We start from the raw sequence: 26,928 nt of genomic DNA, 5'->3' as shown, positions 1-26,928 counted from the left end.
CGAAAGATATCGTTGGAATGTTAGCCATGACTCAGATACCCCAGAGAAGCTGCACACCCCCGAAGAAGTAAGCGAACATCGCAACGCCGCATACTGCCTGGAAAAGGAAACGTATTGCAGTCGCGGACTTGCCGAACGCCATTGGCGTCAGGTAGTCGGTCGCGATGGTCCACATGCCGACCCAGGCGTGAGCGCCGAGGGCAACGAGGGCCAGGAGACTGAAAATACGCATCCAGTTGTTGGCGAACAGTTCATGCCATTGGGCGTAGCCGAGACCCGGGTGGGCGACGACGTATCCGATCAGGAAAATGAAGTAAGCCGCGAGAACGACCGCAGACACACGTTGCGCCATCCAGTCATAGAGGCCCGAACGCGACAGGTTTGTGACGTTAGTTACCATATCCAAACTCCTGCCAGAACGATTACCACCACGGAAACGGCGATAACGATTTTCGAGCCCAGTTTGCCGCCTTCCAGCGTCTCACCGATGCCCATGTCCATGATCAAATGGCGCACACCGGCTACCAGGTGATACAGCAGAGCGGACAGGATGCCCCAAATCACTAGCTTGGCTAGCGGACTGGTCAGACACGCTTTCACCTGACCGAAGCCTTCCTCGGAGCTCAGCGACTTGTCCAATGCGTAAAGCATGATGGCCAGGCTGACAAAGAGGATGACACCGGAGATACGGTGAAGAATGGACGTGTAAGCAGTGACTGGGAGTTTGATGGTCCTTAGGTCTAGGTTTACAGGTCGTTGGCTTTTCACGGCTTTTTTTTCACACTGAAGAGCCCCTAACAATCAGGGCAAAGTTGTTGGGGAGTGCACTGGTCAGGTAACCACCACCCAGGGATGCGACCCCCAATGAAAGCAAGCCCAAAAGCCCTTGGCGGTCGGTGGCCGAGTATAGACAGTTAGGCTACTAATGACAACGCGTTCACCTACCCCCAATAGCTGATTGCGCAAGTCGCATAAAAGGCGTAAATGGCAGTCAATTTCGAGGAAAAAGTGCGCTTAAAGCCTTCTGGAGCAAGACTTTAGGCAAATTGACATTCGAATTTATCTCACTATAGTGGTGCGGGCCCTGCGTGGGGGGTCTGTCTGATGGTTCAAGCATAAATAGGAGGCCACATGGCTGACAAAAAAGCGCAGTTGATCATCGAGGGCGCAGCCCCCGTCGAGCTGCCCATTTTAACCGGCACCGTTGGTCCCGATGTTATTGATGTTCGGGGCCTGACGGCCACGGGCCGCTTCACTTTCGACCCGGGTTTCATGTCGACCGCTTCGTGCGAATCGAAGATCACCTATATCGACGGCGACAACGGCATTCTGTTGCATCGCGGCTACCCGATCGAACAACTGGCTGAAAAGTCGGACTACCTGGAAACCTGCTACCTGCTTCTGAACGGCGAATTGCCGACCGCAGAACAGAAAGCCCAGTTCGTCAGCACCGTGAAGAACCACACCATGGTTCACGAGCAGTTGAAGACCTTCTTCAACGGCTTCCGTCGCGACGCCCACCCAATGGCCGTCATGTGCGGTGTAGTCGGCGCCCTCTCGGCCTTCTACCACGACTCCCTCGACATCAATAACCCGCAGCATCGCGAAATTTCCGCGATCCGTCTGGTTGCCAAGATGCCGACTCTGGCTGCAATGGTTTACAAGTACTCCATGGGTCAACCCATGATGTACCCGCGCAACGACCTGACGTACGCGGAAAACTTCCTGCACATGATGTTCAACACCCCGTGCGAGATCAAACCGATCAGCCCGGTACTCGCCAAGGCCATGGACCGGATCTTCATCCTCCATGCAGACCACGAGCAGAACGCTTCGACCTCCACCGTGCGTCTGGCCGGCTCTTCGGGTGCCAACCCGTTTGCCTGTATCGCCGCCGGTATCGCCGCACTGTGGGGCCCTGCCCACGGCGGTGCGAACGAAGCCGTGCTGACCATGCTTGACGAGATTGGCGATGTTTCGAACATCGACAAGTTCATCGCCAAGGCCAAGGACAAGAACGACCCGTTCAAACTGATGGGCTTCGGTCACCGGGTTTACAAAAACCGCGACCCACGCGCCACCGTGATGAAGCAGACCTGCGACGAAGTGTTGAAGGAACTGGGGATCAACAACGATCCGCAACTCGAACTGGCCATGCGCCTGGAAGAGATCGCGCTGACCGACCCGTACTTCATCGAACGCTCGCTGTACCCGAACGTCGACTTCTACTCGGGGATCATCCTCAAGGCGATCGGCATTCCGACCAGCATGTTCACCGTGATCTTCGCTCTGGCACGTACTGTAGGCTGGATTTCGCACTGGAAAGAAATGCTCTCCAGCCCGTACAAGATCGGCCGTCCGCGCCAGTTGTACACCGGCTATGAGTCGCGTGATATCTCCAAGCTGGAAGACCGCAAATAAGACCTGTCTTGCGATAATGTCTTGAGTTGTATCGGGAACGGCCTCTATTTATATGGAGGCCGTTTTTGTTTGTGGCTTTTGCGGGTTTGGGTTTGGGTTTGGGTTTGGGTTTATATCCGTTTTTTTGGTAGCGGCTGCTGGCGGTTTCGCTTTTACAGCGAGTCACCTTTTCCAAACGCCGAAAAGGTAACCCAAAAGGCTTTGCCCCGGCGTACGGCACTTCGCTGAGGCTCAGTGTTCCCTCGCTACGGCGTCCATCAGGGGGCATCGCCTACGGTTTGCTTCGCTGCACCTCCTCTCGATGTATGCGGCTTCGCCGCACGGCGCTGCGCGCCTACCCCTGATGAACACCTACGCTCGGCCTGCCGAAGGGCTGAAGATCAAAAACCACATCAAAAGCCACAGCCACAGCCGGATCAAAAGATCGCAGCGTGCCGCAGCTCCTACATGGGGATTGGGTGCATTCAATTAAAATTGGTCGGCTGTCAGGCCGCCATCGCGAGCAGGCTCACTCCTACAGAAGAGCAAAAGCCAACCGCGTGCTTTTCACCACTCAACAGGATGAGCGTTAGCTCGACAGCAGCTTTTGATCTGAGGGCCCGTCGGCAGGCTGAGTGGAGGGATTTATCCGGGGGTGGGCGCGTAGCGCCGTTTGGCGCAGCCAAATGCATCGAGAGGAGGTGCAGCGAAGCAAACCGTAGGCGATGCCCCCGGATGAAACCCGGAGCGAAGGAACCCCGAGCCCCAGCGAGCGGGCCGAACGTCAGGGCACAGACCTTTTGGTTACTTTTGGGGCGTTTGCCAAAAGTGACCCGCCGTAAGGGCGGAACCCTAAGCAGCCATCACCGCAGCAACGGATATACACCCAAAAAAAATGCCCCGATCCAAAGACCGGGGCATCCACTTACAACTCACAACTCCAAGCGGCTCTTAGTGCGACACCGCCCCACTAGCCCCCAAACCCGTCTGCGAACGCACAAACTGCGGGAAGAACAACGCCCGCTCTTTGTCCGCCGCCGCCGACTTGTCAGTAATCGAGAAGAACCAGATCCCGACAAACGCAATAATCATCGAGAACAGCGCCGGATACTCGTAAGGGAAGATCGCTTTCTCATGATGCAGAATCTGCACCCAAATGGTCGGACCAAGCACCATCAGGCCCACCGCACTGATCAACCCCAACCAGCCGCCAATCATCGCGCCACGAGTCGTCAGCTTCTTCCAGTACATCGAAAGCAGCAGCACCGGGAAGTTACAGCTCGCCGCGATGGAGAACGCCAGGCCAACCATGAACGCAATATTCTGGCTTTCGAACAGGATGCCCAGGCCGATAGCCAGCACGCCCAACGCAACGGTAGTGATCTTCGAAACGCGAATCTCATCCTTGTCGTTGGCCTTGCCCTTCTTGATCACACTGGCATACAGGTCGTGAGACACCGCCGAAGCACCGGCCAGCGTCAGGCCTGCCACAACGGCCAGAATGGTCGCGAACGCCACTGCCGAGATGAAGCCCAGGAAGATACTGCCGCCCACTGCGTCAGCCAGATGCACCGCCGCCATGTTGTTGCCGCCGAGCAGAGCGCCCGCCGCATCCTTGAAGTCCGGATTAGTGCTGACCAGGAGGATCGCGCCAAAACCGATGATGAAAGTAAGAATGTAGAAGTAGCCAATGAAGCCGGTTGCGTACAGCACGCTCTTGCGCGCTTCTTTTGCGTCACTCACGGTGAAGAAGCGCATCAGGATGTGTGGCAGGCCAGCAGTACCGAACATCAACGCCAGACCGAGGGAGAACGCCGAAATCGGATCTTTCACCAGACCGCCCGGGCTCATGATCGCTTCACCTTTAGGGTGAACCTTGATCGCTTCCGAGAACAGCATGTTGAAGTCGAAGTTGACGTGCTTCATCACCATCAGCGCCATGAACGATGCGCCGGACAGCAACAGCACAGCCTTGATGATCTGTACCCAGGTGGTCGCCAGCATGCCGCCGAACAACACGTACATGCACATCAGGATGCCGACCAGAATTACCGCAACGTAGTAGTCGAGGCCGAACAGCAGCTGGATCAGTTTGCCGGCACCGACCATTTGCGCGATCAGGTAGAACGCCACCACCACCAGCGAACCGCAGGCAGACAGGGTGCGAATCTGGGTTTGCCCGAGGCGGTAGGACGCCACGTCGGCAAAGGTGTATTTACCCAGGTTACGCAGACGTTCGGCGATCAGGAACAGAATGATCGGCCAGCCCACCAGGAAGCCGATCGAATAGATCAGGCCGTCGTAGCCGGAGGTGAACACCAGCGCGGAAATCCCCAGGAAAGACGCCGCCGACATGTAGTCACCGGCAATTGCCAGACCGTTCTGGAAACCGGTGATTTTGCCGCCCGCTGCATAGTAGTCGGCGGCCGATTTGTTGCGCTTGGACGCCCAATAAGTGATGCACAGGGTCGCGCCGACGAACACCACGAACATGGCGATCGCGGCGACGTTGAGCGGTTGTTTGTGGACTTCGCCGGTCAGGGCGTCAGCGGCCCAGACTGCCGGAGCGAACGCTGAGATGCTCAAAAGAGCCAGTAGACGCCGGATCATTGCTGAGCCTCCTTGAGAATCGCATTGTTCAGGTCGTCAAACTCGCCATTGGCGCGGCGTACATAAATAGCGGTCAGGATGAAGGCAGAGATGATCAATCCGACACCGATCGGGATACCCCAGGTAATCGATGAACCAGGACTGATCTTCGCCCCGAGCACTTGCGGCCCGTAAGCGATCAGAAGGATGAATGCAGAGTAAAGCCCTAGCATGATCGCCGAGAGAATCCAGGCGAATCGTTCCCTTTTACTAACCAGCTCCTTGAAGCGCGGGCTGTTTTGAATCGAGAGGTAAATGCTGTCGTTCATTGTTTTTATCCTCGCAGCACAGATTATTGTTGGAACATATCCACTGTATGCGGCTGCGGAACAGGTTCCAGACGACCTTAGTATTAGAACGACATGACACTTTCGCCAATTTTCAGCACATATAAATAAAAGTAGGAGCGAGCCTGCTCGCGATAGCGGTCTTCCAGTCGGTTGAGATATCGACTGACAAGACGCCATCGCGAGCAGGCTCGCTCCTACAGGGGTACGGCGGTGTGGGGATTATTTGGTCCAGTCAGCTACGCGATCCGGGTGCTTGGCAACCCAATCCTTGGCCGCCGCTTCTGGCTTGGCGCCGTCCTGGATGGCCAGCATGACTTCGCCGATTTCATCCTTCGAAGCCCACTGGAAGTTTTTCAGGAACTTGGCCACTTCCGGTGCCTTGGCGTCCAGTTCCTTGCTGCCGATGCTGTTCACGGTTTCAGCCGCGCCGTATACGCCTTTCGGGTCGTCGAGGAAACGCAGTTTCCACTTGGCGAACATCCAGTGCGGCACCCAACCGGTGACGGCGATGGATTCGTTTTTCTTCTCGGCACGGGTCAGCTCGGCAATCATGCCGGCGCCGGAACTGGCTTTGAGCGAGTATTTGTCCAGGCCGTAATCCTTGATCGCCTGATCAGTCTTGAGCATCACACCGGAACCGGCGTCGATGCCGACGATGCGATTCTTGAAGCTGTCATCGGTTTTCAGGTCTTCAATCGATTTGGCTTTTACATACTCCGGCACGATCAGGCCGATTTTCGCATCCTTGAAGTTCGGGCCGTAATCGACGACCAGATCCTTGTTCTTCGCCCAGTATTCGCCATGGGTGACTGGCAACCACGCCGAGAGCATGGCGTCGAGTTTGCCGGTGGCCACGCCCTGCCACATGATGCCGGTGGCGACGGCTTGCAGTTTCACGTCGTAGCCGAGTTTCTGTTTGATCACTTCGGCGGCTACGTGGGTAGTCGCGACGCTGTCGGACCAGCCGTCAACGTAACCGATGTTCAGGGTCTGTTTTTCAGCGCTGGCAAATGTGGAACTCATCGCAAGTACCAGTGCGGCACCTGCGCCTAAAAGTCGTCGCATCTTCATCGTTACTTCCCCGAAATGCTGCGCCCGACGGGTGCCGGACGACGTCAACGTATTGTTATGGTGCACAGCGCCCATCACGCCCGACCGCAAACTCGCATGAACATCAACGCGATCGAGCAACGAGGGTGCTGACGCTTTCGATCATCAACCTCACGCCCTCGGCGACCTGCTCTGTCAGCGACCTCAAGCCATCGAGAAACGACATCAGAAGGCCATTAATCGCGTCCGAATAAATGGCGCCAGACAATCCGCCCGAACTTTGCATGTCAAAATCATGCGGGCCACCAACCCCTCTATAAATGCAGGTAACATGCGTCGCTTTGCAGCCACTCGGCCTGACCATGTCCGCGACTTCCCGCTTCCCGCTCCTGCCCTATTTCTTTGCATGCCTGCTTGGCCTGTTTGCCCTTGGCGGCTTCTGGTATGGCCTCGGCAAACCGGTGATCCTGCCGGATGCCGCGACCCCGACGCACAAACTGCAATGCGCCTCCTACACGCCGTTCGATAAGGATCAGTCGCCGTTCGACGTGCCGTTCAAACTGCGCCCGGAGCGCATGGACGCCGACCTCGCGCTGCTGGCAACGCGCTTCGAATGCATCCGCACCTACTCGATGACCGGCCTCGAAGCATTGCCGGATCTGGCGCGCAAACACGGTCTGAAATTGATGATCGGCGCGTGGGTCAACAGCAACCCGGTGGACACCGAAAAAGAAGTCGATCTGCTGATTGCTTCGGCCAACGCCAACCCGGATGTGGTCAGCGCGGTGATCGTCGGCAACGAAGCGTTGCTGCGCAAGGAAGTCACCGGCGCACAACTGGCCAAGCTGATCTACAAGGTCAAAAGCCAGATCAAGCAACCGGTCACATATGCCGATGTCTGGGAGTTCTGGCTCAAACATCCGGAAGTCGCGCCAGCGGTGGACTTCCTGACGATCCACTTGCTGCCGTACTGGGAAGATGACCCGTCGAACATCGACGCTGCCCTGCAACATGTCGCTGAAGTGCGTCAGGTGTTCGGCAACAAGTTCGCCCCCAAGGACGTGATGATCGGCGAAACCGGCTGGCCGAGCGAAGGCCGTCAGCGCGAGACCGCCGTGCCGAGCCGGGTCAACGAAGCCAAGTTCATTCGCGGGTTTGTCGCGATGGCAGAGAAAGAGGGTTGGCATTACAACCTGATCGAAGCCTTTGACCAGCCGTGGAAACGTGGCAGCGAAGGTGCGGTCGGCGGTTACTGGGGTCTGTTTGATGCAGACCGCCAGGACAAAGGCATCCTCGCCGGACCCGTGACCAATGTGCCGCAGTGGAAACAGTGGCTGGCCGTGGGTGGGCTGATTTTCCTCGGGACACTGTTGCTGGGCGGTCGTGTTCGCACCACCCGGTCGGCGCTGATTCTGCCGCTGCTCGGCGCTGTGGCGGCTTGCTCGATTGGCGCGTGGGGCAATCTGGCGTGGGTGACCACCCGGTTTGCTGGCGAATGGCTGTGGGTCGGTTTGTTGACCGCATTGAATCTGCTGGTGTTGGCGCATGCTGCGCTGGCACTCAGTGCTCGCAAAGGCTGGCGTGAACGAGCGTTCAATGTGCTGGAACGCCGGGCCGGTTGGCTGGTGGCGGCGGCCGGTTTTGCAGCGGCGGTGATGATGCTCGAACTGGTGTTCGAGCCGCGCTACCTGAGTTTCCCTACCGCTGCCCTGGTCCTGCCGGCGCTGGTTTACCTGTGCCGTCCGGTCAATGTGCCGCGTCGGGAAATTGCCTTGCTGACCTTCATTATCGGCGCGGGCATTGCGCCGCAGCTGTTTCGTGAAGGTTTGCAGAATCAGCAGGCGTGGGGCTGGGCGCTGGTCAGTGTGTTGATGGTGGCTGCGTTGTGGCGCTGCCTGCGGGTTCGCAAGGACTGACTTTCACTCTCAGAGAGGGCCTCATCGCTAGCAGGCTAGCTCCCACACTGGATTTTGCTCGACATAAATCCCCTGTGGGAGCCAGCCTGCTGGCGATAGCGCCATATCAGGCGCTACGGGAGGATCTGACCAGACGCAACCCGGCAATCACCAGCGCAAACACCGCCAGGGTCGTGTTGTACAACACCAATGCCGGCGCGCCGGACACCAGCGCCAACACCGCCAGCCACCACCCTGCCCGCCCAGGCAACACAAAGCCGAGCAGCGCCGTCCCCAGCGCCGCCCAACCCAGCACCTTGAAGTGAATCATCAGCCCAAGGTTGGAGCGCACCGAGCATTCCCAGCGGCTCGCCTCATCAACGCAAATGCCAACCCACTTGCCGTCCTCCATAAAGCCATAGCGCGCGCCATAACTGGCGGCCAGCCATAACGGCAACAGAACAAGCAGCAGGATCACGGGCAAGCGGCGGGACATGGAGCACTCCAATCTACGGAAATCGGCGGCCAGCTTAATCTGCCTTGCGCCTTGTGCAAGCACTAACAACTGTTAACTAGTCAGTTGAGGCGTGCAAAGTGTATCGTCCAGCTACTATTACTCCGAATTCTGCCTGTTTGGTGCCGAGGCATGGCACTTTGGCGCAAGCGCGGTGGTCATAGCCTGCGAACTTCATTCGGCACCTTCCTCTAAGGGATCTAGTCATGCTCCGTTCCTTGCGCTTCGCCGCGCTGTTCAGCGGCCTTATTTTGAGTGCGTCCGCACTGGCGGTGGATATCGATGCCGCCAGCTATGGCTATCCCCTGACCAACCCGTTCGAGGCGACCATCGCCACCACGCCGCCGGACTTGCGCCCGGAACTGCCGTCGGACGACGACATCACCCAGTCCGACCGCACGGTAACCATGCGTCCGGAACGTGAGTTCATCCTCCCGGACAACTTCTGGGCGGTGAAGAAACTCACCTACCGCATCGCTACCCAGGACAAGCCTGCACCGCTGATCTTCCTGATCGCCGGCACCGGCGCGCGCTACGACAGCACGCTCAACGAATACCTGAAAAAGCTCTACTACAAGGCCGGCTATAACGTCGTGCAATTGTCGTCGCCGACCAGTTTCGACTTCATCAGCGCCGCTTCGCGTTTCGCCACCCCGGGCGTGACCAAGGAAGACGCCGAAGACATGTACCGGGTGATGCAAGCCGTACGGGCGCAAAACCCGAAACTGCCGGTCACTGAGTACTACCTCAGCGGCTACAGCCTCGGCGCCCTCGATGCCGCGTTCGTCGCGCATCTGGACGAGACCCGTCGCAGCTTCAACTTCAAGAAAGTCCTGCTGCTGAACCCGCCGGTCAACCTCTATACCTCGATCAGCAACCTCGACAAGCTGGTACAAACCGAAGTGAAGGGCATCAACAACAGCACCACGTTCTATGAACTGGTGTTGGCCAAGCTGACCCGTTACTTCCAGCAGAAAGGCTACATCGACCTCAACGATGCCCTGCTTTACGACTTCCAGCAGTCCAAGCAGCATCTGACCAACGAACAGATGGCGATGCTGATCGGTACCTCGTTCCGTTTCTCGGCAGCCGACATCGCGTTCACCTCGGACCTGATCAACCGTCGCGGCCTGATCACTCCGCCGAAATTCCCGATCACCGAAGGCACCAGCCTCACGCCGTTCCTCAAGCGTGCGCTGCAATGCGACTTCGATTGCTACCTGACCGAGCAAGTGATCCCGATGTGGCGCGCACGCACCGACGGCGGCAGCCTGCTGCAACTGATCGATCAGGTCAGCCTGTATGCGCTGAAGGATTACCTGCACGACAGCCCGAAAATCGCCGTGATGCATAACGCCGACGACGTGATCCTCGGCCCTGGCGACCTCGGTTTCCTGCGCAAGACTTTCGGCGATCGTCTGACCGTTTACCCGTACGGCGGCCATTGCGGCAACCTTAACTACCGCGTCAACAGCGACGCCATGCTGGAGTTCTTCCGTGGCTAAATATCTCCTGCTGATTGCAGCGTTACTCAGTGCAGGCGTCGCCCAGGCCGACAACAGCAAAGCCAACGCACCGGTAGTGGTCGACAGTGACGGCTTCAAGGAGCCGCTGTCCAAACTCAAGTTCAACCCGGGGCTGGACCAGCGAGAATTCGAGCGCTCGACGCTCAATGCGCTGAACGTCTATGACCCGTTGGAGTCGTGGAACCGTCGGGTTTACCACTTCAACTATCGCTTTGACCAATGGGTGTTCCTGCCGGTGGTCGACGGTTATCGCTACGTCACGCCGAGCTTCGTGCGGACTGGCGTAAGCAACTTCTTCAACAACCTCGGCGACGTACCGAACCTGATCAACAGCCTGCTGCAGTTCAAAGGTCAGCGTTCGATGGAAACCACCGGGCGCCTGTTGCTCAACACCACCCTCGGCATCGCCGGTCTGTGGGACCCGGCCACCGCCATGGGCCTGCCGCGCCAGAGCGAAGACTTCGGCCAGACACTGGGCTTCTACGGCGTTCCGGGTGGCGCGTACTTCGTCCTGCCGATCTTCGGCCCGTCGAACATTCGTGACACCGCCGGCCTCGCCGTGGACTACACCGCAGAATCGGCAGTCAACTTCCTCAACGTCTCGAAAGTCAGCGAAAACCACCCGGAAATCTGGGCTCTGCGCGCGGTCGACAAGCGCTATCAGACCAACTTCCGCTACGGCCAGATGAACTCGCCGTTCGAGTATGAGAAGGTGCGTTACGTGTACACCGAGTCGCGCAAGCTGCAGATCGCCGAGTAATTTTCAGCGGCTACAAAAAAGGGCCATTCGATGCGAGTCGAATGGCCCTTTTTCATGACACAACAAAGATCAAACTGTGGGAGCTAGCCTGCTGGCGATGAGGCTGTGTCAGTCAACCATTGCGGAACTGACATACCGCTATCGCTAGCAGGCTAGCTCCCACAGGGGAATGTGTTCAGCCTTTGATGGCGCGCCAGATTTTGCCGACCACGGAAACCACCGCCAACACCACCGCCCCCGCGATAATCCCCGCCACACCGTTCAGCAACATCGGCACCACGAATCCAGTGCCAGCCGCTGCACCAACCCCCTCGATCCAGTGATGCAATGCCGGCACGCCATGCGTAAGGATGCCGCCGCCGACCAGGAACATCGCCGCCGTACCCACCACCGACAGCGTTTTCATCATGTACGGCGCAGCACGCAGGATCGCGTCGCCGACACGCTTGGCCATTTGCCCGGGTTTCTGCGTCAGCCACAGGCCGAGGTCATCAAGTTTGACGATACCCGCCACCAGGCCATAAACGCCCACGGTCATGACGATGGCGATGCCCGACATCACGATCACTTGCTGAGTCAGCGAAGCGCCAGCGACGGTGCCGAGGGTGATGGCGATGATTTCTGCCGAAAGGATGAAGTCGGTGCGGATCGCGCCTTTGATCTTGTCCTTCTCGTAGGCCACCAGATCGGTCGCCGGGTCAGCCACCGCTTCACTCAACTGCGCATGCCCGGCGTCATCTTCAGCCGCGCTGTGCAGAAACTTGTGCGCAAGTTTTTCGAAACCTTCGAAGCACAGATACGCGCCACCGACCATCAGCAGCGGTGTCACCAGCCACGGCACAAACGCACTGATCGCCAGCGCCGACGGCACCAGAATCAGTTTGTTGACAAACGAGCCCTTGGCCACCGCCCATACCACGGGAATTTCCCGCTCGGCACGCACGCCGGAGACCTGCTGGGCATTGAGCGCCAGATCATCGCCGAGCACCCCGGCGGTCTTCTTGGCGGCCATTTTGCTCATCAACGCTACGTCATCCAGAACGGTGGCGATGTCGTCGATCAGCACCAGCAAACTGCTTCCTGCCATGGGTCAGGCTTCCCTACATGAAAAAAGTGCGCGCAGCATACCGCGCCGGCCCCAAGGGAGGCGAGATGCTCACGGCACCTGCCAGCCCCCGCCCAGGCTCTGGAACAACGCGACACTGCCCTGACTGAGCAAACCCTGGGTATCACGCAAGTTCTGCTCGGCTTGCAGCAGTACCAACTGCTGGGTCAGCACCGCCTGCTGACTGACCGTCCCCGCCCGCAACTGCGCTTCCTGACTGCCGAACAATTGCTGATTGCGCGCAAACATCTGCTCGTACGCCTGCGCCTGGGTGTGCAGATGATTGATCGCCGACAAATTGTCTTCGACGTTCTGCAACGCCCCGAGCACCGTCCCGCGATAATTCGCCACGTCCTGATCGTAACTGGCCTCGGCCTGTTGTTTGGCCGCCTCGCGGGCGCCGCCGTCGAAAATGGTTTCGGCCAGCGCCGGTCCCAGCGTCCAGATGCGATTGGGCACCGAGAACAATCCGCCCAGCGCGGTGCCGCGATAACCGCCCTCCGCCGTCAGGCTCAGCGTCGGGAAAAACGCCGCTTCGGCGACGCCGATTTTCGCGTTCGCCGCCGCTGCCACACGCTCGGCGGAAACCACATCGGGACGACGCAGCAACAGCTTCGACGGCAGCACCGGCGGCGGCATCGGCGTGCTGAAGCGATACTCGGCAACCTTCGGCAGATTGAACTGTGCCGGCGCCACACCGACCAACACCGCCAGTGCGTGTTCGGCCTGCTCACGCGAGCGCTGGGCGTTTTGCAGGGCGGCGATCACTGTGCTCAGTTGATCCTGCGCCACCAGCAGTTGATCGTTGGTCGCGGTGCCCTGCACCGTTTGCGCCTGAATCATCGTCAGTAATTGCTGATTGATGGTTTGTTGTCGCTGCAACAGATCGATGTCGATATCCAGTTGCCGCAACCCCAGATAATTAGTCGCCACGCTGGCATCGATGGACAGGCGCACCCCGGCCAGCAACGCGTCGGAGGATTGCAGCGAGGCCTGGCTCGACTCGATGCCACGTCGCACCAGCCCCCACAGATCCGGCTCCCAACTGGCGCTCAGGGTGGCGCTGACCGTTTGTTCGACGGTGCCGCCGCTACTGCCGGTCAAACCGCTGGTGCTGCTGCCACTGGCGCCGCCGCCGACACCACGCGCGGCGGACAATCCCACGCCAACGGTCGGCCACAACCCGGCGCGGCTTGAGGCCACTTGCGCTTGCGCCAATCGATACGCGGCTTCGGCGGCGATGATCGATTGATTGGCCTTGGCCGAACGCTCGATCAAGTCATTCAGCACCGGGTCCTGATAGACCCGCCACCACTGGCTGTCCAGCGCACCTTGCGGGTTGGAGACCGCACGCTGCCATTGCGCGCCTTCCTTGAACGTCATCGGCAGCTCAATTGCCGGCTTCTGATAATCCGGCCCGACCATGCAACCACTCAACAGCAGACTCAACACAATCCCCTGTAGGAGTGAGCCTGCTCGCGATAACGTTTTAACCTTCAACAAATATATTGGCTGGCCCGACGCAATCGCGAACAGGCTCGCTCCCACAGGGGATTTGAGGTGTTTCATGGAGTGCTCCTGTGCAGGCGCTGTGACGCCCGATCAAGCCAAAGGTAGATCACTGGAGTGGTGTACAGCGTCAGTAATTGGCTGAACAACAACCCGCCAATAATCGAAATCCCCAACGGCCGGCGCAGCTCGGAGCCATAGCCGCTGCCCAGCACCAGCGGCAGTGCGCCGAGGATCGCCGCCAGCGTGGTCATCATGATCGGCCGGAAACGAATCAGGCAGGCGCGGCGAATCGCATCCTTGGCGCTCAAGCCGAATTCGCGGCGCTCGGTGATCGCAAAGTCGATCATCATGATCGCGTTTTTCTTCACAATCCCGATCAGCAGAATCACCCCCACCAGCGCGATGATCGACAGTTCGGTGCCAGTCAGCAGCAAGGCGATCAGCGCGCCGACACCGGCCGAGGGCAAGGTCGAAAGAATCGTCAGCGGATGCACCAGACTTTCGTAAAGCATGCCGAGTACGACGTACACCGAAAGCAGTGCCGCGACGATCAGCAACGGCTCGCTGGCCACCGACGACTGAAACACCTGGGCAGTCCCGGCAAACTGGCCGACCACACTGGCGGGCATGCGCAATTGCTTCACGGCGTTCTCCACCAGCGTCGTTGCCTGGCCGATGGACACCCCCGGCGCGAGGTTGAACGAGGCGGTCACCGCCGGAAAGGTGCCCTGATGACTGATCGAGATCGCGGTGCGCCCCACCGAGTAATCGGCAATCGCCGACAACGGCACCAACTGCTGCGTGGCCGTCGCGCCAAGTGCGGGCGCCGCCGCGCTGCCCCTGGTGGTCACGGCAGACGTGCCCACCGGCACATACACATTCTTCAGCGTCGCCGGATCGGCCCAGTACGGCGGCGCCACTTCCATCACTACGTGGTACTGGTTGGCGGCGCGGTAAATGGTCGAGACCTGGCGCTGGCCGAAGGCGTCGTACAGCGTCTGGTCGATGGCCGACATGCTCACGCCCAACCGGGCAGCGGCATCGCGGTTGACGGTGACGCTGGCCATCAAACTATTGTCCTGTTGATCGGTGTTGACGTCAGTCAGTTGCGGCAAGCCATGCAGCACCGCGACGACCTTGGGCACCCATTCATCGAGGGTGCTCTGGTCATCGGCAGTCATCGTGAACTGATATTGCGCCCCGCTCTGCCGCCCGCCGACGGTGATGTCCTGCGCCGATTGCAGATACAGACGCGTGCCGGGCATGTCGCCCAACGTGTGGCGAACCTGCGCGATGACCTGATCGGCGCTGTCCTTGCGATCCGCCAGCGGCTTGAGCGTGATGAACAACTGCGCACTGTTCACCGCCCCGCCAATCCCGCCGCCACCACCGACAAAACCACCCACCGTCGCCACGTTCGGATTGCTCAGAACCTTCTGATTGATCTCGCTGAAATTCGACTGGATCGCCCCGAAGGAAATGCTCTGCGCCGCGATGATGCTGCCGGACATGCGCCCGGTGTCCTCCTGCGGAAAGAAGCCCTTGGGCACCAGCACATAGAGCACGCAGGCCAATACGATCACCAGCAAGGTCAGCAGGCCCATCAGAAACGAGTGCTCGATGACCCAGCCGAGGGTGCGGTCGTAGAAACGGTGAAAGCGCGAATCCGGGTGATCCTCACCGCTGGCGGCCTGTTTTTCCGTGCGCAGCAGGACGCTGGCGAGCATCGGCGTCACCGTCAGCGAGACCACCATCGAAATCACGATGGCCACCGACAGCGAAATCGAAAATTCGCGAAACAGCCGCCCCACCACCCCGCCCATCAGCAGCAACGGAATGAACACCGCCACCAGCGAAACGCTGATGGTCATCACCGTGAATCCCACCTCCCGCGCACCGGCCAGCGCCGCTTGCACACGGCTTTCGCCCTTCTCCAGATGGCGCATGATGTTCTCGACCACGACGATGGCGTCATCCACCACAAACCCGGTGGAAATGGTCAGCGCCATCAGCGACAGGTTGTTGAGGCTGTAGCCGAGAAAATACATCGCGCCAAATGTGCCAAGTAGCGACAGCGGCACGACGATGGCCGGGATCAGCGTGCTGCGCCAGTCACGGAAAAACGCGAAGGTCACCAGCGTCACCAGCGCGATGGAGATCAGCAGGGTTATCTCGACGTCGCGCAACGACGCACGAATCGTCGTGGTGCGATCCATCAGGATGTTGATCTTGATCGCCGAGGGAATCGAGCTTTGCAGAAACGGCAGGTCAGCCTTCACCGCGTCCACGGTGTCGATGACGTTGGCCCCCGGCTGCTTGAACACCACCAGCAACACCGCCGGTTTGCCGTTGGACAGGCCGAAGTTGCGCAGGTCTTCGACGTCCTCGGTGACATCGCCCAAATCCGAGATACGCACCAGATCGCCGTTGTTCTGCTTGACCACCAGCGGCGCGTAATCGGCACCCTGATAGAGCATGTCGTTGGCCTTCAGGCCATACGACTGATCGCCGACCGACACCGTGCCTTTCGGCAGGTTGACGGTGGACGCCTGAATCACCTGCCGCACTTGTTCAAGGCTGACGCCGTAGCGATTGAGCCGGTCGGGATTGAGTTCGATACGCACCGCCGGCAACGCCGCGCCGCCCACCGTCACGTCGCCGACGCCAGTGGTCTGCAACAGCCGCTGTTCGAGCAGAGTTGAAGCCACGTCGTACATTTGGCCACGGGTGGCGCTGTCGGAAGTCAGGCTGAGGATCAGGATCGGCGAGTCGGCCGGGTTGACCTTGCGGTAGGTCGGGTTGCCGGACAAGTCGCTGGGCAAGTTGCTGCGGGCGGCGTTGATCGCCGCTTGTACATCCCGCGCCGCGCCATCGATGTCGCGGTTGAGGTCGAACTGCAAGGTAATGCGCGTCGCCCCCAACGAACTCGACGAGGTCATTTCGGTGACCCCGGCGATCTGCCCGAACTGCCGTTCCAGCGGGGTCGCCACCGACGAGGCGACGGTACTCGGATCGGCGCCGGGCAATGACGCACGCACGCTGATGGTCGGGAAATCCACCTCCGGCAGCGGCGCCACCGGCAGCAGGTTGAACGCGAGCACGCCGAACAGCGCCAGACCGACCGCCAGCAACGTGGTGGCGATGGGGCGCTGAATGAACGGCGCGCTAAGGTTCATCGCGATAGCCTTCGACCACCGCAGGCCGACGCCGACTGAAACGCTGCTCCAGCCCATGCATCGCGAGGAAAATCACCGGGGTCGAAAACAGCGTCAGCAATTGGCTCAACAATAGTCCGCCGATGATCGCGATGCCCAGCGGATGGCGCAGTTCCGAGCCGATCCCGGTGCCCAGCGCCAGCGGCACCGCGCCGAACAGCGAGGCCATGCTGGTCATCAGAATCGGCCGGAAACGCAACTCGGCCGCCTGACGAATCGCCGCCACCGGATCGAGCCCGCCATTACGTTCCAGTTCCAGCGCGAAGTCGACCATCATGATGCCGTTCTTCATGACAATACCTATCAGCAGCACGATGCCGATCAGGCCGATGATGTCGAACTGCGTGCCAGTGATCAGCAGCGCCAGCAACGCACCCAACGCGGCTGAGAGCAAGGTCGAGAGAATCGTCACCGGGTGCACGAAACTCTCGTAGAGAATCCCCAGCATCAGGTACACGACGATGATCGCCGCCAGCACCAGAAACACCTGATTCGACAGCGACGCCTCGAAGGTCGCCGCCGCCCCTTCCAGATTGGCCTGCACCGACAACGGCAGACCGGCCTTGGCTTCGATGTCTTTTAGCCGGGTGACCGCCGCGCCAAGGGTCTGCCCGGGGGCGAGATTGAACGAGACGTCGGCATAGGGAAATTGCCCGAGCCGGTTGATGGTCACCGGCGCGCGGATCACGCTCATGGTCGCCATGCTCGACAGCGGCGCCACACCACCGGACGGAATATCGACGTAGAGTCCGGTCAGCAAATCGGCAAGATTTCGCGGCGGATGGTCGGTGGCGATCACCACGTGATACTGGTTGAGCTGGGTATAAATGGTCGAGACCTGACGCTGGCCAAAGGCGTCGTACAGCACATCATCGATGGCTTGCGGCGTGACACCCAGGCGCGAGGCGGTGGCGCGGTCGAAGTTGAGCTGGATCTGATTACCGAACTGCATCGCCTGACTTTGCACGTCGGTGAACATCGGGTCTTGCTTGATCACTGCCAGCAGCTTGTTGGTCCACAGCTCCAGTTCATCCGGATCGGTCGCCTGTAACCCGAGACGATAGCTGGTGGTCGACACCGTGGCATCGAGGGTCAGGTCCTGCACGCTGTGCAGGTACAAGCGAATGCCCGCGTCGTCGGCATTGGCATCGGCCAACCGGCGAATCACCACCGCACTGCTGTCGCGCTCGCCGTGGGGCTTGAGATTGATCAGCAGGTTGCCCTGATTGATCGTCGGGTTGGTCTGGTCGATACCGACGAACGACGACAGGCTCGCCACCGCCGGATCTTTGAGAATGCGTGCGGCCAGCCGTTGCTGTTCGATCTGCATCTGCTGAAAGGAAATCGTCGGCGAAGCCTGAGAGATACCTTGAATCAGCCCGGTGTCCTGCTCGGGAAAAAAGCCCTTGGGCATGACCACGATAATCAGCAGGGTCAACAGACCGGTGAGCACCACCGAGATCAGCGTCAACCCGCGATGCAGCAGAATCCAGTCCAGGCCTTTGACGTAATAACCGTTGATCCGGTCGAAGAAATCGACCCGGCGTTCCTCGTGTTTGTCCTTGAGCATGCGCGAGCACATCATCGGCGTCAGCGTCAGGGTAATCAGCGCCGAGATGACGATGGTCACCGCCACGGTCATGGCGAATTCGCGAAACAGCCGCCCGACCACATCGCCCATGAACAGCAACGGAATCATCACCGCGATCAGCGCCACCGACAGCGAAATAATCGTGAAGCCGATCTGCTCCGAGCCCTTGAGCGCAGCTTCCAGTCGCGAGTCCCCGGCCTCGATATAGCGCGTGATGTTTTCGATCATGACGATGGCGTCATCGACCACAAAACCGATGGCGATGGTCAGCGCCATCAGCGTCAGGTTGTTCAGCGAGAAGCCCAGCCCGTAGGCCACTGCCAGCGTGCCGACCAGCGTCAGCGGCACGGTCACGGCCGGAATGATCGTCGCCGCAACATTGCGCAGAAACAGGAAAATCACGATCACCACCAGCAGTACCGCCACTGCCAGTTCGTACTGCACGTCGGTGACCGAAGCGCGGATGGTTTGCGTGCGGTCGGTGAGCACGTTGACCTTGAGCGTCGCCGGCAGGCTGGCGCGCAGCTTGGGCAGCAGTTGCTGCACGCGGTCGACCACGTCAATGACGTTGGCGCCGGGTTGGCGCTGGATGTTCAAGACAATCGATGGCGTGCTGTTGGTCCACGCGGCTTGCCGTGGATTCTCCGGGCCTTGGGTGGAACTGGCGATTTGTGACAAGCGAATCGGCGCGCCATTCTTGTAGGCGATCACCAGGTCGCGGTACTCCTCGGCCGACTGCAACTGATCGTTGGTGCCGATGGAATAAGCCTGATACTTGCCGTCGATATTGCCCTTGGCCTGATTGACGTTGGCCGTGCCCAGCGAGGTGCGCAAATCATCGAGCGACAACCCCAGATTGTTCAGCGCCGACGTGTTGGCCTCGACCCGCACCGCCGGACGCTGGCCGCCACTGATGGTGACCAGACCAACGCCAGTAATCTGCGAGATTTTCTGCGCCAGCCGCGTATCGGCGAGGTCTTCGACTTTGGTCAGCGGTAATACGTCGGAGGTCAGCGACAGCGTCAGCACCGGCGCATCGGCCGGGTTGACCTTGCTGTACACCGGCGGGTACGGCAGGTTGGCCGGCAGGAAAGTCCCGGCAGCATTGATCGCCGCTTGTACTTCCTGCTCGGCGACATCCAGTGACAGCGACAGATCAAATTGCAGGGTCACTACCGAGGCGCCGTCAGAGCTGGTGGAATTCATCGACTTGAGGCCCGGCATCTCGCCGAGCTGCCGTTCCAGCGGAGCGGTGATCGACGAACTGATGACCTCGGGACTGGCGCCCGGATACTGGGTGAACACCTGAATGGTCGGGTAATCGACTTCCGGCAATGCCGACACCGACAGCAGGTGGTAACCGAGCAGCCCCAGCAACAGCACCGCGACCATCAGCAACGTGGTCGCAACGGGCCGTTCGATAAAGGGACGCGAGACGTTCATGGTATGCCCCCGTTACTGCGCGACGACCTTCACCGCAGAACCGTCATCGAGTTTGTCTGCGCCCTCGGTGACAACCTGTTCGCCCTCCTTCACCCCGTTGTCGAGCACCGCCGAGACATCGCCCGTGGCGGGGCCGGTCTTGATGTTGCGCAGACTGACCCTGGTGCCGGGATCGACCACCACAAACACGAAATCACCCTTGCTGCCGTGCTGGATCGCCCGGGTCGGCACCACGCTGATTTGCTTCAGCGTGTCAGCCTTGAGCCGGGCGTTGACGAACTGATTGGGGAACAGCGCCTTGCCCGAATCGTCGAACTGCGCCTTGACCTTGATCGTGCCGGTGCTGGTATCGACCTGATTATCCAGCGCCAACAGATTGCCGGTCGCCAGCAGGTTGTGTTTGTTGCGGTCGTAAGCCAGCACCGTCACCGCGCCTTTGGCCATGGCCTGATTGATTGCGCCCAAGTCATCCTCGGGCACGGCAAACACGACGGTGGCCGGGGTCATTTGTGTGATCACGGCGATGCCCGTGGTGCTGGCGGTGGTGACGTAATTACCGGGATCGACCTGACGCAAACCGACCACGCCATCCACCGGTGAGGTGATCGTGCAATAACTCAACTGCACTTCGAGGTTCTGCACACTGCCCTGATCGGAGGCGACCGTGCCTTGCAGTTGCTGCACCAGCGAGGCTTGAGTATCAAGGGTTTGCTGGGTGGTGGAACCGACCTTGATCAGCTCGCGATAGCGCGCCAGATCGCGCACGGCGTTGGCGAGCAACGCCTGGTCGTGCATCAGCGTGCCTTTGGCCACCGCCAGTTGCGCCTTGAGCGCACGGTCATCGATGCGGGCAATCACCTGGCCCTTGTGCACCTGCTGGCCTTCCTTGAATTCGACCGAACTGAGAATCCCATCGACCTGGGAAATCACCGTCACGCTGCGGGTCGGGGTGACTGTGCCGAGGGCATCGATGTATACCGGCACATCCTGCAACTTGACCGCGACGGCGGCCACCGGCTCGGCGGGTGGCGGAGGTTTGGGCTTGCGCTGACTGGACGCGAGGAAAACCCACAGCAGCACCGCGAGCAGCACGACTCCCAGCGCGACGATGGCCAGGCCGAATTTCCTGCGTCTGGGTTTTTCCACGGCTTTTCACTCGAACGGGCCGGCAATGGCATCCGGCAATAAAAAGTGAAGCCCGGCCAGACAAGGCAAATCCATGGCCAATGGCTTGATCGCTGTTTTGAACTCTAGCAGCGCCTCCCGAGTTCACCTGAAGATCTGCAGCTTCGTTCAGCCCCGCGACAGCGTCAGCCGCCCATCGGTACGCCGCGGCATTCTTGAGCCCCGCGCGAGGCCGGTGCTACCATGCGCAACCGCCAGAACAGGCAAGGAACCACCGGGTTTATGAGCACAATCCGCGAGCGCAACAAAGAACTGATCCTGCGTGCCGCCAGTGAGGAATTTGCCGACAAAGGCTTCGCTGCGACCAAAACCAGTGACATCGCCGCCAAGGCGGGATTGCCCAAGCCCAACGTTTACTACTACTTCAAGTCCAAGGAAAACCTCTACCGCGAGGTACTGGAAAGTATCATCGTGCCGATTCTGCAGGCCTCGACCCCGTTCAACCCGGACGGCGTACCGAGCGAAGTGCTCAGCGGCTACATCCGCTCGAAGATCCGCATCTCCCGCGACCTGCCCTTCGCTTCCAAGGTGTTCGCCAGCGAAATCATGCACGGCGCTCCGCACCTGAGCGCCGACCTGGTCGAACAGCTCAACAGCCAGGCCAAGCACAACATCGACTGCATCCAGACCTGGATCGACCGCGGCCAGATCGCCCCGATCGACCCCAACCACCTGATGTTCAGCATCTGGGCCGCCACCCAGACCTACGCCGACTTCGACTGGCAGATTTCTGCGGTCACCGGCAAGGACAAGCTGGACGAAGTGGATTACGAGGCGGCGGCGCAGACGATTATTCGGTTGGTGCTTAAAGGGTGTGAGCCGGACTGATAGACCGTGGTACGACTATCGCTGGCAAGCCAGCTCCCACAGAGATTTGTGTCGTTTGCAAAATTTGTATTCAACACAAAAACCTGTGGGAGCTGGCTTGCCAGCGATTGAGGCAATCCGGTTCAAAGCTGTCAAAGCCAAACTGCATCCCACAGCGGATAGTCGCCGAGCTTTTCCACCAAACCCGCCCTCAATGGGTTGGCTACTACATACCTGGCCATCCTCACCAAATCGTCCTCTCTCCTCAAAGCCCGGTCGTGGTAGCCCTGCTGCCAAAGTGGCCCAGTCCTATTGCTGGATAAATTCACCTCTCGAGTAATCAGAGACTTGGTCTCTCGCATCAGCGTTTTGAGTGAGCAGTCTTCCAACTCGACCAACCAATGAAAATGATCAGGCATGACCACCCACGCAAGTGAGTTCACTAGCCCGAGATTTTCTGCACGACGAAATTGATGAACAACCAATCGGCCCAGAGCGAAATCGACAAAGATTGGTTTGCGCTCAAGCGTATTGGTGGTGAGCAGGTAAATTCGATTGGGCTCGGCGTAACGGCCGGCTCGCAGGCGACGTGAAGCAGGAAGATCAGGCAATCCGTTGCCCCTTCATGATGGGTTCATAAGAAGGCTAGACGCATCGGATCATTTGGCTGGGAAAGTCTTTATCTTGATGTGTCAGTCAGGCCGCCATCGCTGGCAAGCCAGCTCCCACAGGTTTTTGTATTGGATTCATATTATGTGAACGACACAAAACCTTGTTGGAGACGGCAGCGGATCATTTGGTTGAGATGGTCTTTTATCTTGATGTGTCAGTCAGGCCGCCATCGCTGGCAAGCCAGCTCCCACAGTTTTTTGTGTTGGATTCATATTATGTGAACGACACAAAACCTTGTGGGAGCTGGCTTGCCAGCGATGACTTTCAATCAATCACCACAAATCAAGCAGCCACCCCCGCATCCGCCCGCAGATCCAGCGCCTCCACCGCTTTGATCGCCACTTGCTCATCGATATCCGACAGATCGCCGCTGATGCCGATTGCACCCAGCACATTCCCCGCCTGATCGCGGATCAGCACACCACCCGGTGCCGGCACGACGCTGCCCTGCCCCATGCTGTTCAGTGCAGCGATGAACGCCGGGCGTTGTTGGGCGTCGAGTGCCAGCAGGCGTGAGCCTTTGCCCAGCGCGATGGCGCCCCAGGCTTTGCCGATGGCGATCTGCGGGCGTAGCAGGCTGGCGCCGTCTTCGCGTTGCAGGGTGATCAGGTGGCCGCCGGTATCGAGTACCGCGATGGTCAGTGGCGCAGCGGAGATGGCCCGCCCTGCACTGATGGCTTCGTTGACCAGGTTGACTGCGACTTTCAAGGTTAAAGCGCTCATGGTGCCGTCCTCATTTTGTTATTGGGAAAGTCGGGGGACTGCGGTTTTCTGCCGCAGCCCGATGCAACAAATAGAACACAATGAATTATTTTTTTGTATACAATAATTCTCGAAAAGCGCCACATGCGACGAAAAGCCACAGTCAGACGGGCTTCCGACGAATGAAACAGCTGCTTGAGAAAATGGATTGACCTGCGCCGTCCACCGTGAATACACTCAGCGCAAAGCCACTTGTATACAATTACAAAACGTAAAGAGGCACAAAACCATGAGCAAAATGAGAGCAATCGAAGCCGCCGTTCTGGTGATGCGCCGTGAAGGGGTTGATACCGCTTTTGGCATCCCGGGCGCTGCCATCAACCCGCTGTACTCCGCCTTGCAGAAAATTGGTGGCATCGATCACGTCCTTGCTCGCCACGTTGAAGGCGCCTCGCACATGGCCGAGGGCTACACCCGCACCAAGGCCGGCAACATCGGCGTGTGCATCGGGACTTCCGGCCCTGCCGGTACCGACATGGTCACCGGGCTCTACAGCGCCTCGGCCGACTCGATTCCAATCCTCTGCATTACCGGCCAGGCACCCCGCGCCCGTATGCACAAGGAAGACTTCCAGGCTGTCGATATCACCAGCATCGTCAAGCCAGTCACCAAGTGGGCGACCACTGTTCTTGAACCGGGCCAAGTGCCTTATGCGTTCCAGAAAGCTTTCTTTGAAATGCGCTCCGGCCGTCCAGGCCCAGTGCTGATCGACCTGCCGTTCGACGTGCAGATGGCCGAAATCGAATTCGACATCGACGCTTACCAGCCACTGCCGCTGGCCAAGCCGACCGCGACCCGCATTCAGGTCGAGAAGGCTCTGGCTCTGCTGGATCAGGCCGAGCGTCCATTGCTGGTAGCCGGCGGCGGCATCATCAACGCCGACGCCAGCGATCTGCTGGTTGAATTCGCCGAGCTGACCGGTATTCCGGTTATCCCGACCCTGATGGGCTGGGGCACCATCCCTGACGATCACCCGTTGATGGTCGGTATGGTTGGTCTGCAGACTTCGCACCGTTACGGCAACGCCACCATGCTGAAATCCGACGTCGTGTTGGGTATCGGTAACCGTTGGGCCAACCGTCACACCGGTTCGGTTGATGTCTACACCGAAGGCCGCAAGTTCATTCACGTCGATATCGAAGGCACTCAGATCGGCCGCGTGTTCACTCCGGATCTGGGCATCGTTTCCGACGCCGCTGCCGCGCTGACCGTGTTCATCGAAGTGGCTCGTGAATGGCAAGCCGCCGGCAAACTGAAAAACCGCAGCGCCTGGCTGCAAGACTGCCAGCAGCGCAAAGCCAGCCTGCATCGCAAGACTCACTTCGACAACGTGCCGGTCAAACCGCAACGCGTTTACGAAGAAATGAACCAGGTATTCGGCAAAGACACCTGCTACGTCAGCACCATTGGTCTGTCGCAAATTGCCGGCGCGCAGTTCCTGCACGTCTACAAGCCGCGTCACTGGATCAACTGCGGTCAGGCCGGCCCATTGGGCTGGACCATTCCGGCAGCACTGGGCGTGGTCAAGGCCGATCCGAGCCGTAAAGTCGTGGCCCTGTCGGGGGACTATGACTTCCAGTTCATGATCGAAGAACTGGCGGTCGGCGCTCAGTTCAAACTGCCTTACATCCACGTCGTGGTGAACAACTCGTACCTGGGTCTGATCCGTCAGGCACAGCGCGGGTTCGAAATGGACTACTGCGTACAGCTGTCCTTCGATAACCTGAACGCGCCGGAACTCAACGGTTACGGTGTTGACCACGTTGCAGTGGCCGAGGGTCTGGGTTGCAAGGCACTGCGTGTGTTCGAACCATCGGAAATCGCCTCTGCCCTGCGCAAGGCCGAACAGATGATCGAAGAGTTCAAGGTGCCGGTGATCGTTGAAATCATCCTGGAGCGTGTGACCAACATCTCCATGGGTACCGAGATCAACGCCGTCAACGAATTCGAAGACCTGGCACTGGTCGGCAACGATGCGCCAACGGCGATTTCGCTGCTCGATTAACGACTGACCGCTCCTTGTGTAGGAGTGAGCCTGCTCGCGATGACTGTTTCATATCCAACACGGATGTTGGCTGATACACCGCTATCGCGAGCAGGCTCACTCCTACAAGGGAACTGCATATATTTACGGGAGACCACCATGCCGCGTTTCGCAGCCAACCTGTCCATGCTGTTCACCGAACAGGATTTCCTTGCCCGTTTCGACGCCGCCGCCAAGGCTGGTTTCAGTGGTGTTGAATACCTGTTCCCGTACGATTTCAGCTCTGCCGAAATCAAGGCCAAGCTCGACGCCAACGGTCTGACGCAAGTGCTGTTCAACCTGCCGGCCGGTGACTGGGCCAAGGGCGAACGCGGTATCGCGTGTCTGCCGGATCGGGTTGAAGAGTTCCGTGCCGGTGTCGATCTGGCCATCGCTTACGCAGAAGTTCTGGGCAATACCCAGATCAACTGCCTGGCCGGTATTCGTCCGCAAGGCATCGACGATGCCACCGTGGAAAAGACCTTCGTCGCCAACCTCAAGTACGCGGCCGACAAGCTGCAAGCGGCGGGTATCAAACTGGTGATGGAAGCGATCAACACCCGTGACATCCCGGGTTTCTACCTGAACAACACGGCGCAAGCCCTGTCGATTCGCGAGCAGGTCGGCAGCGCCAATCTGTTCCTGCAATACGACATCTATCACATGCAAATCATGGAAGGCGATCTGGCCCGCACGCTGCAATCGCATCTGGGCGAGATCAACCATGTGCAGCTCGCGGACAACCCGGGGCGCAACGAACCAGGCACCGGTGAAATCAACTACCGCTTCCTGTTCGAACACCTCGACCGCATCGGTTATCAGGGCTGGGTTGGCTGTGAATACAAGCCGCTGACCACCACTGAATCAGGTCTGGGCTGGTTGAAGAGCCACAACGCAATCTGATCGAAAATACAAAAACCCTGTGGGAGCGGGCTTGCCCGCGATGGCGGCGGCACACACAACAAACATGTTGCCTGACACACCGCCATCGCTGGCAAGCCAGCTCCCACAATGAATTTGCTGCGTCTCCAAGACCACATTGCAGCATCAGAATAAAAAGAGGATTTTCTCATGGCTAAAATCGGATTTATCGGCACCGGCATCATGGGCCACCCAATGGCGGCGAACCTGCAGAAAGCCGGTCACAGCCTGTTCCTGTCGGCGCACCACGACGCTGCCCCTGCTGACCTGGTCGCCGCTGGCGCCGTCGCACTGGCCAACCCGCGTGAAGTGGCGCAAGAAGCCGAATTCATCATCGTCATGGTTCCGGATACCCCGCAGGTCGATGACGTGCTGTTCCGCGCCGACGGCGTTGCTGCCGGCATCGGCAAAGGCAAAATCGTGATCGACATGAGTTCGATCTCGCCGACCGCCACCAAGGCTTTCGCTGCGAAGATCAACGAGAAAGGCGCGCAATACCTCGACGCACCGGTTTCCGGTGGTGAAGTCGGCGCCAAGGCCGCGACCCTGAGCATCATGGTCGGTGGTGACGCCGATGCCTTCGAACGCGCACTGCCGCTGTTCCAGGC

General features: G+C 59.3%; 21 protein-coding genes. 8 read left to right on the top strand and 13 right to left on the bottom strand.

The window, feature by feature from the left end:
* Positions 1 to 31 precede the first annotated feature (31 nt).
* Positions 32 to 400, bottom strand: coding sequence for a succinate dehydrogenase, hydrophobic membrane anchor protein (gene sdhD / locus ACIOZM_RS20145; protein ID WP_401216546.1), 369 nt, complete (start codon positions 398 to 400; stop codon positions 32 to 34).
* A complete protein-coding gene (gene sdhC, locus ACIOZM_RS20140; protein ID WP_017127965.1) occupies positions 394 to 768 on the bottom strand; it encodes a succinate dehydrogenase, cytochrome b556 subunit in 375 nt (124 codons plus the stop codon). The genes sdhD and sdhC overlap by 7 nt, the downstream gene beginning before the upstream one ends.
* 363 nt (positions 769 to 1,131) lie before the next feature.
* Here sdhC and gltA point away from each other — a divergent pair, with 363 nt between their 5' ends.
* On the top strand, positions 1,132 to 2,421 hold the full coding sequence (gltA, locus tag ACIOZM_RS20135; RefSeq protein ID WP_007919904.1) for a citrate synthase: 1,290 nt from the start codon (positions 1,132 to 1,134) through the stop codon (positions 2,419 to 2,421).
* A 930-nt stretch (positions 2,422 to 3,351) separates the two neighbouring features.
* Here the strand turns inward: gltA and ACIOZM_RS20130 are convergent.
* The 3 genes from ACIOZM_RS20130 to ACIOZM_RS20120 form a co-directional block, all read right to left on the bottom strand.
* Complete coding sequence (locus ACIOZM_RS20130; protein ID WP_401216545.1) at positions 3,352 to 5,010, bottom strand: cation acetate symporter; 1,659 nt, start codon at positions 5,008 to 5,010, stop codon at positions 3,352 to 3,354.
* Positions 5,007 to 5,318 carry a DUF485 domain-containing protein gene (locus tag ACIOZM_RS20125; protein WP_401216544.1) on the bottom strand — a complete coding sequence of 104 codons (312 nt, stop codon included), beginning with the start codon at positions 5,316 to 5,318 and terminating at the stop codon, positions 5,007 to 5,009. The genes ACIOZM_RS20130 and ACIOZM_RS20125 overlap by 4 nt, the downstream gene beginning before the upstream one ends.
* 240 nt (positions 5,319 to 5,558) lie before the next feature.
* A complete protein-coding gene (locus ACIOZM_RS20120; protein ID WP_401216543.1) occupies positions 5,559 to 6,410 on the bottom strand; it encodes a glycine betaine ABC transporter substrate-binding protein in 852 nt (283 codons plus the stop codon).
* Between the two features lie 299 nt (positions 6,411 to 6,709).
* Here ACIOZM_RS20120 and ACIOZM_RS20115 point away from each other — a divergent pair, with 299 nt between their 5' ends.
* Positions 6,710 to 8,305 (top strand): glycosyl hydrolase family 17 protein, encoded by a 1,596-nt coding sequence (locus ACIOZM_RS20115; protein ID WP_401216542.1) that lies wholly within the window; start codon positions 6,710 to 6,712, stop codon positions 8,303 to 8,305.
* Positions 8,306 to 8,411: 106 nt separating this feature from the next.
* Here the strand turns inward: ACIOZM_RS20115 and ACIOZM_RS20110 are convergent, their stop codons facing one another.
* Entirely contained in the window at positions 8,412 to 8,780 is a 369-nt protein-coding gene (locus tag ACIOZM_RS20110; RefSeq protein ID WP_401216541.1) for a hypothetical protein, read from the bottom strand.
* Between the two features lie 224 nt (positions 8,781 to 9,004).
* Here ACIOZM_RS20110 and ACIOZM_RS20105 point away from each other — a divergent pair, with 224 nt between their 5' ends.
* Positions 9,005 to 10,303, top strand: coding sequence for a serine/threonine protein kinase (locus tag ACIOZM_RS20105; protein ID WP_401216540.1), 1,299 nt, complete (start codon positions 9,005 to 9,007; stop codon positions 10,301 to 10,303).
* Positions 10,296 to 11,084, top strand: a complete 789-nt coding sequence (locus tag ACIOZM_RS20100) for a VacJ family lipoprotein (protein WP_401216539.1) — start codon at positions 10,296 to 10,298, stop codon at positions 11,082 to 11,084. The genes ACIOZM_RS20105 and ACIOZM_RS20100 overlap by 8 nt, the downstream gene beginning before the upstream one ends.
* Before the next feature lie 175 nt (positions 11,085 to 11,259).
* Here ACIOZM_RS20100 and ACIOZM_RS20095 read toward each other — a convergent pair whose 3' ends face one another.
* From ACIOZM_RS20095 to ACIOZM_RS20075, 5 genes are all read right to left on the bottom strand, one after another.
* Positions 11,260 to 12,171, bottom strand: a complete 912-nt coding sequence (locus ACIOZM_RS20095; RefSeq protein WP_401216538.1) for a DUF808 domain-containing protein — start codon at positions 12,169 to 12,171, stop codon at positions 11,260 to 11,262.
* A 69-nt stretch (positions 12,172 to 12,240) separates the two neighbouring features.
* A complete protein-coding gene (locus ACIOZM_RS20090; protein ID WP_401216537.1) occupies positions 12,241 to 13,758 on the bottom strand; it encodes an efflux transporter outer membrane subunit in 1,518 nt (505 codons plus the stop codon).
* Positions 13,755 to 16,877, bottom strand: coding sequence for an efflux RND transporter permease subunit (locus ACIOZM_RS20085; protein WP_401216536.1), 3,123 nt, complete (start codon positions 16,875 to 16,877; stop codon positions 13,755 to 13,757). The genes ACIOZM_RS20090 and ACIOZM_RS20085 overlap by 4 nt, the downstream gene beginning before the upstream one ends.
* Entirely contained in the window at positions 16,867 to 19,950 is a 3,084-nt protein-coding gene (locus ACIOZM_RS20080) for an efflux RND transporter permease subunit (protein WP_401216535.1), read from the bottom strand. Before ACIOZM_RS20080 ends, ACIOZM_RS20085 begins: the two co-directional genes overlap by 11 nt.
* Positions 19,951 to 19,962: 12 nt before the next feature.
* Positions 19,963 to 21,096: an efflux RND transporter periplasmic adaptor subunit gene (locus tag ACIOZM_RS20075; RefSeq protein ID WP_401216534.1), complete on the bottom strand. Its 1,134-nt coding sequence runs from the start codon at positions 21,094 to 21,096 to the stop codon at positions 19,963 to 19,965.
* A gap of 261 nt (positions 21,097 to 21,357) precedes the next feature.
* On the opposite strand from ACIOZM_RS20075, the gene ACIOZM_RS20070 reads away from it, so the two are divergent.
* Positions 21,358 to 21,963: a TetR/AcrR family transcriptional regulator gene (locus tag ACIOZM_RS20070; protein WP_401216533.1), complete on the top strand. Its 606-nt coding sequence runs from the start codon at positions 21,358 to 21,360 to the stop codon at positions 21,961 to 21,963.
* Between the two features lie 131 nt (positions 21,964 to 22,094).
* Here ACIOZM_RS20070 and ACIOZM_RS20065 read toward each other — a convergent pair whose 3' ends face one another.
* Positions 22,095 to 22,553: an REP-associated tyrosine transposase gene (locus ACIOZM_RS20065; protein ID WP_401216532.1), complete on the bottom strand. Its 459-nt coding sequence runs from the start codon at positions 22,551 to 22,553 to the stop codon at positions 22,095 to 22,097.
* A gap of 343 nt (positions 22,554 to 22,896) precedes the next feature.
* Positions 22,897 to 23,337, bottom strand: coding sequence for a heme-binding protein (locus tag ACIOZM_RS20060; RefSeq protein WP_401216531.1), 441 nt, complete (start codon positions 23,335 to 23,337; stop codon positions 22,897 to 22,899).
* 268 nt (positions 23,338 to 23,605) lie between these two features.
* On the opposite strand from ACIOZM_RS20060, the gene gcl reads away from it, so the two are divergent.
* The 3 genes from gcl to ACIOZM_RS20045 all read left to right on the top strand — a co-directional run.
* On the top strand, positions 23,606 to 25,381 hold the full coding sequence (gene gcl, locus ACIOZM_RS20055) for a glyoxylate carboligase (RefSeq protein ID WP_401216530.1): 1,776 nt from the start codon (positions 23,606 to 23,608) through the stop codon (positions 25,379 to 25,381).
* Between the two features lie 138 nt (positions 25,382 to 25,519).
* The gene (gene hyi, locus ACIOZM_RS20050; RefSeq protein ID WP_401216529.1) at positions 25,520 to 26,302 is read left to right on the top strand and encodes a hydroxypyruvate isomerase; all 783 of its coding nucleotides are present in this window, start codon (positions 25,520 to 25,522) and stop codon (positions 26,300 to 26,302) included.
* Positions 26,303 to 26,470: 168 nt separating this feature from the next.
* Positions 26,471 to 26,928, top strand: a 458-nt coding sequence (locus ACIOZM_RS20045) for an NAD(P)-dependent oxidoreductase (RefSeq protein WP_401216528.1), incomplete at its 3' end; no start/stop codon positions are given.

This window comes from Pseudomonas sp. NPDC087346, assembly GCF_044744235.1.
Classification (GTDB): Bacteria; Pseudomonadota; Gammaproteobacteria; order Pseudomonadales; family Pseudomonadaceae; genus Aquipseudomonas.
Note: the sequence above shows the minus strand (reverse complement) of the source record. Positions and strands in the feature narration are given on the sequence as shown.

Coding starts and splice junctions, on each gene's coding strand:
- gcl (WP_401216530.1), top strand. CDS start 23,606: ATGAGCAAAATGAGAGCAATCGAAGCCGCCGTTCTGGTGATGCGCCGT.
- sdhD (WP_401216546.1), bottom strand. CDS start 400: ATGGTAACTAACGTCACAAACCTGTCGCGTTCGGGCCTCTATGACTGG.
- ACIOZM_RS20105 (WP_401216540.1), top strand. CDS start 9,005: ATGCTCCGTTCCTTGCGCTTCGCCGCGCTGTTCAGCGGCCTTATTTTG.
- ACIOZM_RS20110 (WP_401216541.1), bottom strand. CDS start 8,780: ATGTCCCGCCGCTTGCCCGTGATCCTGCTGCTTGTTCTGTTGCCGTTA.
- ACIOZM_RS20120 (WP_401216543.1), bottom strand. CDS start 6,410: ATGAAGATGCGACGACTTTTAGGCGCAGGTGCCGCACTGGTACTTGCG.
- ACIOZM_RS20070 (WP_401216533.1), top strand. CDS start 21,358: ATGAGCACAATCCGCGAGCGCAACAAAGAACTGATCCTGCGTGCCGCC.
- ACIOZM_RS20115 (WP_401216542.1), top strand. CDS start 6,710: ATGCAGGTAACATGCGTCGCTTTGCAGCCACTCGGCCTGACCATGTCC.
- ACIOZM_RS20130 (WP_401216545.1), bottom strand. CDS start 5,010: ATGATCCGGCGTCTACTGGCTCTTTTGAGCATCTCAGCGTTCGCTCCG.
- ACIOZM_RS20085 (WP_401216536.1), bottom strand. CDS start 16,877: ATGAACCTTAGCGCGCCGTTCATTCAGCGCCCCATCGCCACCACGTTG.
- ACIOZM_RS20095 (WP_401216538.1), bottom strand. CDS start 12,171: ATGGCAGGAAGCAGTTTGCTGGTGCTGATCGACGACATCGCCACCGTT.
- ACIOZM_RS20060 (WP_401216531.1), bottom strand. CDS start 23,337: ATGAGCGCTTTAACCTTGAAAGTCGCAGTCAACCTGGTCAACGAAGCC.
- hyi (WP_401216529.1), top strand. CDS start 25,520: ATGCCGCGTTTCGCAGCCAACCTGTCCATGCTGTTCACCGAACAGGAT.
- gltA (WP_007919904.1), top strand. CDS start 1,132: ATGGCTGACAAAAAAGCGCAGTTGATCATCGAGGGCGCAGCCCCCGTC.
- ACIOZM_RS20125 (WP_401216544.1), bottom strand. CDS start 5,318: ATGAACGACAGCATTTACCTCTCGATTCAAAACAGCCCGCGCTTCAAG.
- ACIOZM_RS20080 (WP_401216535.1), bottom strand. CDS start 19,950: ATGAACGTCTCGCGTCCCTTTATCGAACGGCCCGTTGCGACCACGTTG.
- ACIOZM_RS20090 (WP_401216537.1), bottom strand. CDS start 13,758: ATGAAACACCTCAAATCCCCTGTGGGAGCGAGCCTGTTCGCGATTGCG.